Origin of the sequence: Ureibacillus thermophilus (assembly GCF_004331915.1) — a bacterium.
Taxonomy (GTDB): Bacteria; Bacillota; Bacilli; order Bacillales_A; family Planococcaceae; genus Ureibacillus; species Ureibacillus thermophilus.
In genome coordinates, this window is sequence record NZ_CP036528.1 from 1,074,022 (window position 1) to 1,086,724 (window position 12,703).

Consider the following 12,703-nt stretch of genomic DNA (forward strand, 5'->3'; position numbering starts at 1 on the left):
ATAGAAAAGCAGGAATTTCAGTGGAAAACTGTTACATTAAGATTATCTCGGTTAGAATATGACAATTATTAAAATTCGATTACGTTTTTGAAACGTTGTGTTAGTACGTTTGGTTTCTTAATATCAATAGGATTGGATGCATCTTCATTTGGTGCGTTTGGCTTCTTAATAGGAGCGGATGCAGCCCATTTGGTACGTTTGGCTTCTTAATAGGAGCGGATGCAGCCCATTTGGTGCGTTTGGCTTCTTAATAGGAGCGGATGCAGCCCATTTGGTGCGTTTAACTTCTCAATAGGGGCGGATGGTACTGCATTTCGTGCGGATACCTTCTCAATTGGAGCAGATCCAAGCTCATTTTTATCATCCCATTTAGTTCGAATAAATCCTAACTTATTTTCTAGCACCGTATTTTTTCTCTACAAAAAAAAATGGCATTGGCTTCATCTACCAACACCATTTTAAATAATTAATTCTCTACTGTAATGTGCAAGTAAATACCATTGATAGGAGATTTTCCTTTCGAATCTTTTAACGTTGGATGAACAATGAGCATATATTCTGCTCCGGAAGTTAGTGGTTGTTTTGGCGTTATGTATAATTCATTTCCTTCCGCATGCAAATCAACTTCTATTTGATTTCCGCCTAAAGCAACTAAATCCACGTCGTCATCCTTTACTGTGCCGATTTTTCGGTTTAATGTCACTTTAAACGTTTTTGTTGTTGGAATATTCATTAAACTTTTCAACTCTTTATAATTCGCCAGTTGTTCTTTAATAGCATCATAATGTGCTTGATAAATAGGATCAGAAGAAGTTTCTATATTAGGTTTTACTCCGATTTTATTGATGGAGTTGCCTTTTGGACTTAAAAATTCGCCGATGGTTAATTTTAAATATCCATTATCTGAAAGTCCATAAAAGCCTTGCATTGTTCCTTTGCCGTAAGTATTTTCACCATATAAAACAGCCGCATTGTAGTCTTTCAAAGCAGCAGCGGTCATTTCAGAGGCGCTGGCGCTGTAACGGTTGATGAGCAGTTTTGTATTGCTGTCAAAAATCGGTTGGATATATTTTGGCAAACCAATAAGGAGAGCCCCATTTTCTGTTAATGTATATTTATTGTCCTCGTTATCATAGTATAAATAGTAATTTGTGTTATTTTCTTTCATTTTAACTTGATAAGCATAAGAAGCATCTTTAAATAAAGCAATTACTTCTTCAGCTGCATCTACATATCCGCCGCCGTTATTTTGCAAATCTAAGATGAAAGTAGTGGCTCCTTGATTCTTAAGTTTTGTATATTCGTTTTTGATTAAATCCGCTGCATCTTCTGAAAAGGATAGAAGATATATATAGCCTACATTTCCATAAAGCAATTTGCTTGTTGCAACAGGTATGGAAAACGGTTTGCGAGTAAGAATTTTCACGACCTTTTCGCCATTTGGTTTTAAAATTTCAAGAGTAACCCTAGTATTTTCATCGCCTAAAATCAATTTTTGTCCTTCTTCAAGAGATTTTCCTTTAAGAGAAATGGAGTCAACTTTTGTAATAATATCTCCTGGTTCGATGCCATTTTCCGCTGCACTGCCTTTTTCGATGACATTGGTTACTAAAAGCCCTTCTTCATGCAGCTGAATGACAACACCGATTCCAATTTGTTTCATGTTGACTGAATCAAGAAATTCTTGAAACTCATTATTAGAAAAATAGGCGGAATAGGGGTCTAACATTTCAATCAGTTCATCTATGGTGCGGGCACTATTGATATTTCCTTTAATTTCACCCACATATTCGCTTCGAATCATTTCTTTTGCTTCTTGGAGTGGAGAAGCAGCTTGTGTATCCCATGGAATTATGAAGAAAAAGAATAAAATTAGAAAATATAAATAGATTTTTTTCATTATGTCACCTCATCTTTCAATAAATCTATTATAACAATTTTAGGAAAATTAGAGAAAGAAAAATTGATTTGGTTGCAATAGAAAGAAAAAATGGTATTCCATTGCGAAATAAAAACTAAGTAAAAATTTCAACGAAGAGTGGCAAAGTTTGAAGAATTGTATGTATATGGATGGGGAAATACAGAGGATTCTCCGTTTATATAACATATGAAGAAAAAATTTTATTTAAAACAAAAAGACCTAAGCAGATGTGGCTCAGGTCTTTTTGTTTTAATGAGTTACCGTTTTTGCGGATTTTGTCATTAAATGAATCACCCAGCCAATGAGTGCACCGACAATTGCCGGAATCAGCCAGCCAAGACTTTGGTCATGTAATGGAAGGGTACCTACGATATTGGCATACCATTTAATTTCAAATCCAGCCCCACTGATGCCGTCATATAAGCTGACGAATGCAGTTGCAGCCAGTGCAAGAGTGTAAACGATTGGCGCACGGTTCCAAGCTTTGTCCATCATCACCATAAACATTAGCACGATGGAGATTGGATAGATGAATAATAAAACAGGCAATGTAATAGAAATTAATTTCGCTAAACCAAAGTTGGAAACGATGAATGAAAAAATCGTAAATACAATAGTAAAAGTTTTGTATGAGATTTTCGGAAATAATTTTGTGAAAAATGTTGCGTTGGCTGAAATTAATCCAACAGCTGTTGTTACACAGGCAAGGATGATAACAAGTGACAAAAAAATATTTCCGGCATTGCCGTACAACACTTTTGCCGATGCAGCAATCACGCTTCCTCCATTGTCAAAATATCCAGTGACGGTAGGACTTGTTACCCCAATCCAAGATAAAGAAATATAAACGAAAGAAAGTCCAAGGGCGGCAACCACCCCTGCAAAAATCGTAATAGATACTTGTTTTGCCCGATCTATAATGCCTTTTGCTTGAATAGATTGAACAATGACAATCCCAAATACAAGGGAAGCGAGTACGTCCATTGTTAAGTAGCCTTCAATAAATCCTTTCGAAAAGGCGTTATGGATATATTCGCCTTGTGCTGCTTGAATAGCCCCCATTGGCGTAATCACACTTTTAATAGCAAGCAATAAGATGACCATTAATAATGCTGGCGTTAATACTTTCCCGATGCGGTCAACAAGTTTTGTCGGGTTGATCGCTAAATATAAACAAAATGCAAAGAAAATGAACGATGTAATCAATAACGGCACCCAACTGTCGCTATTGGATAAATACGGAGCGATGCCGATTTGATATGTCACCGCTCCGGTACGAGGAATCGCAAAGAACGGCCCAATGGATAAATAAACAATAGATGTGAAAATAATGCCAAACCATGGATGAATGCGGCTGGAGATTTGCTGCAAGTCCCCTCCGTTTTTGGCAACAGCCACGATACCCATTAATGGCAAACCAACACCCGTAATAAGGAAACCGATGATGGCTGGAATGAAGTTTTCTCCAGCCTGCTGACCTAATAACGGTGGGAAGATAATATTTCCAGCTCCTAAGAAAAGAGCAAATAGCAAAAATCCGACTGCTAAATTATCTTTTACAAATTTTCTGAAATTGTTCATCGCTGTAAAATCTCCTTTAATTCAAAAGAAATGAAATTTTCAAAAAACTTATGTTTATTGATACTGTCGAATTTTATCATATATTGTCGAAAAGGACAAATAAGATTTTTATATTTTTTTAAAATGTTCGAAATCAATTATTCGATTAAATTTGAAATCAAGTTTTATATTTTTAGATTCCCACCGAAATAATTAATAAGAGAAAGAATTCGGGAGGGATCAGTATGCCTAAAGGAAAATCAAAATTGCTGGCTTTAAGTGCGTGTGTGTGTGCAAGTTTTATTTTTGCTCCCAATGCTTTGGCAGATACAGAAAGAACGAATGCAAAAGCAGCTCTTCAAATTGACACAAAGAATATAATAGTATCAAATAATGTGGTTGTAAATGATCATCGTTCCATGACAAGGAAAGAAACTTTGTCAAAAGCGCGGATGACAAAGGCGCAACCTTTAAAACAAACTGCGAATTCCATTGTTACATATCAAGTGAAACAAGGCGATACGTTAACAATAATTTCAAAACAATACAATGTATCGATTGATGATCTCATCAAGTGGAATCAATTAGCCTCTGCTGATTTGATTTATGTTGGGCAAACATTGAAAATCTATCCTTCATCTGCTGCAGTAGTTAACGAAAATCAAGCTGTGGAAACGGAAAAAACTGCAAGCGAAGCATCTGCAACAGACAAGGTGATTGAAAAGCAATTGGCAAAGGAACGAATGATTCAATCTGGAGTGAGTGAAAAAGGACATGCAATCTATCAAAATGTTTTAAATCTTGCTTATGAATTGATTGGGACTCCTTATGTGTACGGTGGAAATACACCAGAAGGGTTTGATTGTTCAGGGTTTGTCCGCTATGTATTTTTTAATGCGGGATTAAATATTGAACGAAAAAGCAGTGAAGATTATTTTATGAAGGATACAACAATAGTGGAAAATCCGGTGCCGGGGGATGTGGTATTCTTTAAAAATACGATTAAAGAAGGCATCTCTCATATGGGGATTTACATAGGAGACGGAAAGTTTATCCATGCAGGGACCGATGGAGTTGAAATTTCTAAATTGGACTATGATTATTGGAAAACGCGATTTGTGGCGTTTAAAAGATTTAATTTAATCAAGTAAGGAAATATAGGGGAGCTGAAATTCATTTGGAGGCTCCCCTTAGTAGTTGCTGTAACTACCGCAAATGCAAAGTTAAAAGAAGTGAAGGGGCGTCTGAAAAGTCATTTTGCGACGCCCCCTTTGCGGCTGTCGCACATGCTTTCGCCGCAGATAAATTGCGGCTTTTGCTAGAGTTTTTGCCGCAGATAAATGGCGACGAGGAGGCACGTTTTGTGACCACCGCAGGGAAAGTTTTTAAGGAATATTCCTATAAGAAGTAAGGCTGTTTCCGAAAGTGTTCGACTTTCTGGACACCCCTTTTTTATTTTATGTATGACTCTTTTTGGATGGGGAACATTAAAGATAAAAGGCACGTTTATAATTGTAGATGAGAAATGACATTTTATAGGAAATACTAGGTTTTTTTTTTTATTCATGCTATAATATCTTAGGTTTATTAAAGGAATTGGAATTCATTTTCTAAGGAGGATAGACATGGTTTACGTGTCTTTAGCAGTGGCGCTAATTGCGTCCATCATACTGACTCCTATTGTTAAACGACTAGCGTTTCACATAGGTGCAGTGGACGCACCGAATTATCGCAAAGTACACCAGAAAATAATGCCCCGTTTAGGTGGATTAGCAATATTTATATCATTTTTAATAGGACTAGCAATCCTACGACCTGAGAGTCCTCCGTATGAAAGTTCATTCATGCCGTTATCGATTGTTTTAGGAGCGTTAGTAATCGTCATTACTGGCATTTTAGATGATAAGTATGAAATTAGCGCAAAGGCAAAAATGTTGGGACAAATCATCGCTGCTTTGATCGTCATCTTATTAGGCGGTGTGCAAATCGACTTCATCAACTTGCCTTTTGATAACGGAATTTTAAATTTTGGATTTTTAAGTATCCCGTTAACATTGTTGTGGATTGTTGGTATTACGAATGCAGTAAACTTAATTGATGGTTTAGATGGACTAGCTGCAGGCGTGTCGACAATAGCATTGATTACTCTTGCTACGATGGCTTTTATTATGGGCAATATGTTCGTTCTTGCTGTTGCCGCAATATTAGCATGTAGTACAATTGGATTTTTATTCTTTAACTTTCATCCAGCGAAAATTTTCATGGGCGATACAGGAGCCCTATTCTTAGGATTTATGATTGCTGTTCTTTCCATGTTAGGTTTCAAAAACTTAACGTTAGTATCGTTCATTATTCCAGTTATTTTATTAGGGGTTCCCATTTCTGATACATTCTTCGCCATTGTACGCCGCGTGCGCAATAAGCAAAAATGGTCAGATCCGGATAAATCCCACTTACATCACTGTTTGATGAGAATGGGCTTTTCCCATCGCCAAACGGTATTGATTATTTACGGAATTGCAGCGATGTTCGGCGTTGCAGCCATCATCTTCTCCATGGCTAAACTTTGGGGAGCAATTCTATTGATCACAGTGATTTTAATCGCTATCGAATTATTTGTTGAAGTGGTTGGTTTGGCTGGGAAAAACTACAGACCGCTTATTAATTTAGTAAAGATGTTAAGTAAATAATTGAATAGAGGATCCGTGTTCTGTATGGGAATGGATGAGACGTAGACTGTTGCTTCTTAGGAAGCGGCAGTTTTTTATTTTGCTGGAATTGATGATAAACGTAGCGCTATCACCATGATATGAGGCTGTATCTGCGCTAAATTGGGGGGAGCAAATGCACTAATGAAGGAGTTCTGCGACAAATTACGAGAGCAGCCATTATATTGCTTGGTAAAGGAGCAAATGCACTAATGAAGGAGTTCTGCCCCAAATGAGGAGCAAACACCCAAAAGGAAGCCGTATCCGCACGAAAGGAGGCCGTATCCGCACAAAATGGAGGAGTAAACGCACAAAAGTGGGTGGTATCCGCACAAAAAGGAGGGGTAAACGCCCAAAAGAGAGGGGTATCCGCACAAAATGGAGGGATAAACGCCCAAAAGTGGGTGGTATCCGCACAAAAGAGAGGAGTAAACGCCCAAAAGGAGGCTGTATCCGCCCAAAAGGGAGGGGTAAACGCCCAAAAGTGGGTGGTATCCGCACAAAATGGAGGGATAAACGCACAAAATGGAGGAGTAAACGCACAAAAGAGAGGGGTATCCGCACAAAATGGAGGGGTAAACGCCCAAAAGTGGGTCGTATCCGCACGAAAGGGAGGGGTAAACGCACAAAAGAGAGGGGTATCCGCACAAAATGGAGGGATAAACGCACAAAATGGAGGAGTAAACGCACAAAAGTGGGTGGTATCCGCACAAAATGGAGGAGTAAATTCCCAAACAAAGCAGTATCCACCCTAAATATGAAAACAAACGCTCTAAATAAGATCCTACCCGTACAAATATCCCTAATATTTCCAATGAATAAATTTACATACGGTGGTTCAAAATGAAAATACTACTCCCCTTTCCAAAAAAAATACACTTTCAAGTCGACCTTGAGAGTGTATTTTTCAAATCCTTATTCTAAACTTGGTGAATAGGAAACATCTGTATCTTCTTCATCGTCGCTGCTGATTTCTGAGATGTTGGACTTTATTTTGCTTGGGATGAGTCCTAAATGGCTTTTCAAAATTTGTTTCGTTTCTTCTAAAGACTCTTCATCCAGCATATAATAATAAATTCCTGTTGACATATCGCCTGCACCCTGCAAAGTTAGGGAATCGATTTGTGGCATGCCGCCTGAGAAATAATAGAAGAATGATTTCATCTCATCAAACGTTAAATTCGTTTTCATGTTGTCGCCGATTGCCATAATCACATCATCATATTTTGTGATAGAGGATACCGAAAGTGCTTTCTTGGCAATAGCTTTAATAATATCCTGTTGGCGTTCACCGCGAGCAATATCTGTATCGTGCTTGCGAGTTCGAGCAAGGGCTAAAGCTTCTCTTCCATCTAAATGATGGTACCCAGGCTCTAAATAAATGGAGTAGCGGTCATTTTCATCTTTTTCATAAAAGGCATATGGAATGTTTACTTCCAAATCAATGCCGTCCAGTGCATCCACGACATCAATAAACGCATTAAAATTCATGCGTACATAATAATCAATAGGAATATCAAAAAGTTCTTCCACTGTTTCAATCGTCGCTGGAGTGCCTCCAAATGCATGGGCGTGGGTAATTTTATCTTTATATCCGACTTCCGGGATATAAACATAAGAGTCGCGTGGGATGCTGACTAATTTCACTGTTTTTTCTTCTCGGTTCAGTGTCATTAACATCAATGCATCAGAGCGGGAATGATCGGAACCTTGAGCCCGCACTTCGCTGTCATCCACACCGATGAACAAAATGGACACATTGTCGGTGATTGCTTCCGCTTTCGTCTCTCTTTTTGGAGAAGACTGTCTATTCTCAATTTCTTCATAAGACTGTTTTGCTGCAAATTCTGCTTTTTTTGTTAAATAAATTCCATAAGCAGATGCGCAAATGAGGAATGAAGCCGCCAAAATTGCAAATACTTTTAGTGCAAGTGTTAATTTCGACGAGCGTTTTTTTCTTTTAATTTTTCTACTCATTAAAAAACTCTCCTCTATCGTACATAGGAATGCTGATATTGTTAGGTTTATTATGGCTTCTGAAATAAGATTAAACACAGGTAAATCTTATGTGAAAATCAAAAATGTTCAATCCTTTTAATTATACAATAATGTCGAAAAACAGTAAATTTCAAAATTATAACAAAGACTTTTAAACAAAAAAATACAATTTTTTCTCTCCTTTAACTAGGAGATGACTTTTTCAATAAAAATTTTGTCGATGCAAGTAATTTTCGCTTGTCCGTTGGTTAATTCTGTCATCCATTCAGTAAACGCTCGTTCATCATCTTTTAGCACATGAATCATCAAATCCACATGATCAGAATATTGCATATCGGCCAAAGTATATATCGAATTTCGAACTTCATTTTCCACTTTTCCAAGCCACGTATAATCAATGGTTACTTTCATGACATGGTGCAGTCTTCTTTCCACTACTTGAGCAGCGGCGATCCCTTCTGATGTTGCTTTGCTATATGCACGAACAAGGCCGCCAGCCCCCAACTTAATGCCTCCAAAGTAGCGTGTCACAACAACAACCGTATCTTGAAGTCCTTGTTTTTTAAGTACCTCTAACATAGGAACGCCTGCAGTGCCGCTTGGTTCCCCATCATCATTGGCTTTTTGAATTTGATTATGCTCGCCAATCATATAACATGAGCAGTTGTGAGTGGCGTTGTAATGCATCTTTTTTATTTTATTGATAAATTCAATTGCTTCTTCTTCTGTTTCCGCTCTGTCAACATAGGCGATGAAACGGGATTTGGAAATGACGATTTCTTTTTCTCCATAACCTTTTACAGTTTTATAGTCCTTTCGCATCATTAAAACTCCTTTAATTTCCAAAAAAACGATATACTTGTAATAAAATTTTTTCTTAAATCTTCTTTGAAAAATGATATAATAATGATAAAATGGTATACCCATAAATTACTAAAGAAATTTATATAACAATATTATATTATACCAATTGGGTTGGGGACAAATTATGTATTTAGATGAAAAAAACAAAATTGACTTCCAATCAATTGATTTTATTTTTAATCGAATGATTGAGAGTATTACCAGTTCGAAAAATGATATTTTTGTCATTTGCGAGCAAAGCCGCAGAACATACGAAGAAATGAAAATCGAATTGGAATCGATAAAACAAAAATTAAAAGTGATTATAAGCAACAGCGATTCTTTAGCGAGGCAAACGCAGCTAGCCAAGCATCGGCTAGTGGAAGTGAGCAAAAACTTCGAGAAATATTCAGAACAGCAAATCCGCGAAGCCTATGAAATGGCCCATAATTTACAAATGAAATTGTCGCTTTCTGAAACGGAAGAAAAAATCTTGCGGGAGAAACGCGATGACCTTGAACGTCGTCTAAAATCATTGTACGATACAATCCAACGGGCAGACCATATTGTAAATCAAGTAAATGTCGTGTTGAATTATTTAACATCTGATTTGAAAAACGTTGGGGCTGCTTTGGAAGAAGCCAAACTTAAACATGAATTTGGCATAAAAATCATTGCTGCCCAAGAAGAAGAAAGAAAAAAACTATCCCGAGAAATCCATGATGGTCCTGCCCAAATGATGGCAAATGTGTTGATGCGAGCAGATTTAATTGAAAAAATATACCGGGATCGTGGTATAGAAGAAGCGATGAAAGAAATTTCAGAGCTCAAGTCATCAGTGCGAGCAGCCTTGTCTGAGGTCCGAAGAATCATTTACGATTTGCGCCCTATGGCTTTAGATGATTTAGGAATTGTACCGACATTGAAAAAATATTTATCTACTGTCATGGATTATAATAAAGGCATAGATATACATTTTCAATCTTACAATAGTGAAACAAGATTACCTTCCAATTACGAAGTGGCTATCTTTCGCTTAGTGCAAGAATGTGTGAATAATGCTGTCAAACATGCAAACCCGACTGAAATTTGGGTAAGACTCGAGTGGAGTAAGAGCCATTTAAATGTTATTGTTAAAGATAACGGCCGCGGCTTTAACCTCGATGAAAAAAGGGAACAGTCATTTGGCATTATTGGCATGAGAGAACGAGTGGAAATTTTAGACGGTTCGATGGAGATTAAAACAAAAATTGGTAGTGGAACGATTGTTATGTTTAAAATTCCATATCCAAATAAATAAACCGAATTTAAAACAGTCAAACTGTTGAGGGGGAATGCATTGTGACAAAAATCATCATTATTGACGATCATCAATTGTTCCGTGAAGGAGTTAAGCGCATTTTGGAATTTGAAGAATCTTTTGAGGTTGTTGCTGAAGGCGACGATGGTAGCGACATCATTAGTTTATATAAAGAGCATATGCCAGATGTAGTGTTAATGGATATTAACATGCCAGGGAAAAATGGTGTAGAAGCAACAGCGGAGTTAATTAGAGAATTCCCGGATGCAAAGGTGATCATGCTTTCCATTCATGATGACGAATCCTATGTAACTCATGCATTGAAATCCGGTGCATTAGGGTACATGCTAAAAGAAATGGATGCCGATGAAATTGTAGAAGCAATCAAAGTAGTGGCTAACGGCGGTTCTTATTTGCATCCGAAAGTAACAAAAAACTTAGTGGCTGAGTTCCGCCGCTTAAGCGAACATGAAAATAAAGGAAGATTCCATCAAACAGAAATTCGCCGTCCATTCCACTTATTGACAAAACGCGAATGTGAAGTATTGCAATTGTTGACGGATGGACAATCCAACCGCGCAATTGGCGAAACATTGTTCATTTCTGAAAAAACAGTGAAAAACCACGTATCCAGCATTCTTCAAAAAATGAATGTCAACGACCGTACTCAAGCAGTTGTAACGGCCATTAAAAACGGTTGGGTCGAAGTAAGATAAGATTTTGATAGCAAACTACATAGAATGGCGTTTTCTAAACCGATTAACGATGAAAAGTCGTTAATCGGTTTTTTATGGGACATAGATTTATTGATTGCAACATTATTTGGAGATATTCGTCTTATACTCGGACTCTTCAATCTGAAGAAGATGGAGGAGCAAAAAAGAATGTAGATAGAAATGGCAATGAGACTTATGCTACAATATTGCGCGGGGAGGTAATTAGTGTAATGAAGAAATGGCTAATTCTAGTAGTAGCAGCAATATTTCTGCTAACTGCTTGTAAAGATACAGACGAATCGAAAAAAACTCCATCTGAATCTGAAGAAAATGCTGCGGAGCAATCTGATGATTCCGTAGGCTTTGAAATGGTTGGAGATCAATTTATGGAAGCAGAAAATATTCCAGCAGATGAAAAGGTGAAAATCCTCGCTGCCTTTGATGAATATATTAATTCCTTTAATGCCAGAGACATTGAACGCTACGGAAATGTCCTTTCCGAAAAAGCAACTGGTTTTGATTATGAGGAAGAAATTGAAGTAGTCAAGGAAACATTTAAAAATCATGATGTCACTTTAGTTCCGTCGGATGCAACCATTATTAAATACAGTGATAATGAAGCGCAAGTTGCTGCAAATATTGACTATCATGTAAAAGAACATGGTACCGATGCAACACTTAATCGAACAGTAAGACAAGTAACGATTTTTGTGAAAGAAAATGATGATTGGAAAATTACGCGAATTGTCGGTATGGAAAAAATGGATCAGTGATGCAAGAACGAATCATTCAATCAATGGATTGGATGATTTTTTTGTTTGTAATAGGGAGATGGGGTAGTGTTGAATAGGGAAACGAACTAAATCAGGGGGTAAACGAACTAAATGAGGAAATATCCGCACCAAAGGGAGGAGCAAACGCACCAAATGAGGTAGCATCCGCACCAAAGGGAGGAGCAAACGCACTAAATGAGGTAGTATCCGCACCAAAGGGAGGAGCAAACGCACCAAATGAGGTAGTATCCGCACCAAAGGGAGGAGCAAACGCACTAAATGAGGTAGTATCCGCACCAAAGGGAGGAGCAAACGCACCAAAGGGAGGAGTAAACGCACCAAATGAGGTAGCATCCGCACCAAAGGGAGGAGCAAACGCACCAAATGAGGTAGCATCCGCACCAAATGGAAGAGCAAACGCACCAAATGAGGTAGCATCCGCACCAAATGGAAGAGCAAACGCACCAAATGAGGTAGCATCCGCACCAAATGGAAGAGCAAACGCACCACGCACCAAAGGAGGTAGCATCCGCACCAAAGGGAGGAGCAAACGCACCAAATGAGGTAGCATCCGCACCAAAGGGAGGAGCAAACGCACCAAATGAGGTAGCATCCGCACCAAAGGGAGGAGCAAACGCACCAAAGGGAGGAGCAAACGCACCAAAGGGAGGGGTAAACGCACCAAAGGAGGTAGCATCCGCACCAAAGGAAGGGGTAAACGCACCAAATAAGGTAGCATCCGCACCAAAGGAAGGGGTAAACGCACCAAATATAAAGTCATCCACACAATGAGAATAAACAAGAATTTGATGGATTGAAGAGAACTATTTACTGGATTCTTAGAAAATTTAGTATTAACAAGTAGTAATGATTCCGGTATGATA

13 protein-coding genes are annotated in these 12,703 nt (G+C 38.0%); 7 read left to right on the top strand and 6 right to left on the bottom strand.

Annotated features, from left to right (window positions below; translation table 11 throughout):
• Positions 1 to 206: 206 nt before the first annotated feature.
• The 3 genes from DKZ56_RS05310 to brnQ all read right to left on the bottom strand — a co-directional run bounded on the left by DKZ56_RS05310 (position 207) and on the right by brnQ (position 3,502).
• Positions 207 to 404 carry a hypothetical protein gene (locus tag DKZ56_RS05310; protein WP_208651709.1) on the bottom strand — a complete coding sequence of 66 codons (198 nt, stop codon included), beginning with the start codon at positions 402 to 404 and terminating at the stop codon, positions 207 to 209.
• Between the two features lie 62 nt (positions 405 to 466).
• The gene (locus DKZ56_RS05315; RefSeq protein WP_208651710.1) at positions 467 to 1,900 is read right to left on the bottom strand and encodes a S41 family peptidase; all 1,434 of its coding nucleotides are present in this window, start codon (positions 1,898 to 1,900) and stop codon (positions 467 to 469) included.
• A gap of 270 nt (positions 1,901 to 2,170) precedes the next feature.
• A complete protein-coding gene (gene brnQ, locus DKZ56_RS05320; RefSeq protein ID WP_208651711.1) occupies positions 2,171 to 3,502 on the bottom strand; it encodes a branched-chain amino acid transport system II carrier protein in 1,332 nt (443 codons plus the stop codon).
• Between the two features lie 224 nt (positions 3,503 to 3,726).
• Here brnQ and DKZ56_RS05325 point away from each other — a divergent pair, with 224 nt between their 5' ends.
• The 3 genes from DKZ56_RS05325 to DKZ56_RS05335 all read left to right on the top strand — a co-directional run bounded on the left by DKZ56_RS05325 (position 3,727) and on the right by DKZ56_RS05335 (position 6,944).
• Complete coding sequence (locus DKZ56_RS05325) at positions 3,727 to 4,632, top strand: C40 family peptidase (protein WP_208651712.1); 906 nt, start codon at positions 3,727 to 3,729, stop codon at positions 4,630 to 4,632.
• A 474-nt stretch (positions 4,633 to 5,106) separates the two neighbouring features.
• Entirely contained in the window at positions 5,107 to 6,171 is a 1,065-nt protein-coding gene (locus tag DKZ56_RS05330; RefSeq protein WP_208651713.1) for a glycosyltransferase family 4 protein, read from the top strand.
• A gap of 338 nt (positions 6,172 to 6,509) precedes the next feature.
• On the top strand, positions 6,510 to 6,944 hold the full coding sequence (locus tag DKZ56_RS05335) for a hypothetical protein (RefSeq protein WP_208651714.1): 435 nt from the start codon (positions 6,510 to 6,512) through the stop codon (positions 6,942 to 6,944).
• A gap of 160 nt (positions 6,945 to 7,104) precedes the next feature.
• Here the strand turns inward: DKZ56_RS05335 and DKZ56_RS05340 are convergent, their stop codons facing one another.
• Complete coding sequence (locus DKZ56_RS05340) at positions 7,105 to 8,166, bottom strand: LCP family protein (protein ID WP_208651715.1); 1,062 nt, start codon at positions 8,164 to 8,166, stop codon at positions 7,105 to 7,107.
• A 207-nt stretch (positions 8,167 to 8,373) separates the two neighbouring features.
• Positions 8,374 to 9,009, bottom strand: coding sequence for a YigZ family protein (locus DKZ56_RS05345; protein ID WP_208651716.1), 636 nt, complete (start codon positions 9,007 to 9,009; stop codon positions 8,374 to 8,376).
• A 166-nt stretch (positions 9,010 to 9,175) separates the two neighbouring features.
• On the opposite strand from DKZ56_RS05345, the gene DKZ56_RS05350 reads away from it, so the two are divergent.
• The 3 genes from DKZ56_RS05350 to DKZ56_RS05360 all read left to right on the top strand — a co-directional run bounded on the left by DKZ56_RS05350 (position 9,176) and on the right by DKZ56_RS05360 (position 11,819).
• Positions 9,176 to 10,330 carry a sensor histidine kinase gene (locus tag DKZ56_RS05350; RefSeq protein ID WP_208651717.1) on the top strand — a complete coding sequence of 385 codons (1,155 nt, stop codon included), beginning with the start codon at positions 9,176 to 9,178 and terminating at the stop codon, positions 10,328 to 10,330.
• A gap of 41 nt (positions 10,331 to 10,371) precedes the next feature.
• Positions 10,372 to 11,046 carry a response regulator transcription factor gene (locus tag DKZ56_RS05355; RefSeq protein WP_208651718.1) on the top strand — a complete coding sequence of 225 codons (675 nt, stop codon included), beginning with the start codon at positions 10,372 to 10,374 and terminating at the stop codon, positions 11,044 to 11,046.
• A 230-nt stretch (positions 11,047 to 11,276) separates the two neighbouring features.
• Complete coding sequence (locus DKZ56_RS05360; protein WP_208651719.1) at positions 11,277 to 11,819, top strand: nuclear transport factor 2 family protein; 543 nt, start codon at positions 11,277 to 11,279, stop codon at positions 11,817 to 11,819.
• Between the two features lie 91 nt (positions 11,820 to 11,910).
• Here the strand turns inward: DKZ56_RS05360 and DKZ56_RS05365 are convergent, their stop codons facing one another.
• Entirely contained in the window at positions 11,911 to 12,336 is a 426-nt protein-coding gene (locus tag DKZ56_RS05365) for a ribosomal eL19 family protein (RefSeq protein WP_208651720.1), read from the bottom strand.
• Here DKZ56_RS05365 and DKZ56_RS05370 point away from each other — a divergent pair.
• The gene (locus tag DKZ56_RS05370) at positions 12,309 to 12,611 is read left to right on the top strand and encodes a ribosomal eL19 family protein (RefSeq protein ID WP_208651721.1); all 303 of its coding nucleotides are present in this window, start codon (positions 12,309 to 12,311) and stop codon (positions 12,609 to 12,611) included. The two genes, DKZ56_RS05365 and DKZ56_RS05370, sit on opposite strands and share 28 nt — an antisense overlap.
• Positions 12,612 to 12,703 lie beyond the last annotated feature (92 nt).

Excerpts from the sequence above, each read along its gene's own strand:
- DKZ56_RS05315 (WP_208651710.1), bottom strand. The coding sequence starts at position 1,900 with ATGAAAAAAATCTATTTATATTTTCTAATTTTATTCTTTTTCTTCATA.
- DKZ56_RS05340 (WP_208651715.1), bottom strand. The coding sequence starts at position 8,166 with ATGAGTAGAAAAATTAAAAGAAAAAAACGCTCGTCGAAATTAACACTT.
- DKZ56_RS05360 (WP_208651719.1), top strand. The coding sequence starts at position 11,277 with ATGAAGAAATGGCTAATTCTAGTAGTAGCAGCAATATTTCTGCTAACT.
- DKZ56_RS05345 (WP_208651716.1), bottom strand. The coding sequence starts at position 9,009 with ATGCGAAAGGACTATAAAACTGTAAAAGGTTATGGAGAAAAAGAAATC.
- DKZ56_RS05350 (WP_208651717.1), top strand. The coding sequence starts at position 9,176 with ATGTATTTAGATGAAAAAAACAAAATTGACTTCCAATCAATTGATTTT.
- DKZ56_RS05330 (WP_208651713.1), top strand. The coding sequence starts at position 5,107 with ATGGTTTACGTGTCTTTAGCAGTGGCGCTAATTGCGTCCATCATACTG.
- brnQ (WP_208651711.1), bottom strand. The coding sequence starts at position 3,502 with ATGAACAATTTCAGAAAATTTGTAAAAGATAATTTAGCAGTCGGATTT.
- DKZ56_RS05370 (WP_208651721.1), top strand. The coding sequence starts at position 12,309 with ATGGAAGAGCAAACGCACCACGCACCAAAGGAGGTAGCATCCGCACCA.
- DKZ56_RS05325 (WP_208651712.1), top strand. The coding sequence starts at position 3,727 with ATGCCTAAAGGAAAATCAAAATTGCTGGCTTTAAGTGCGTGTGTGTGT.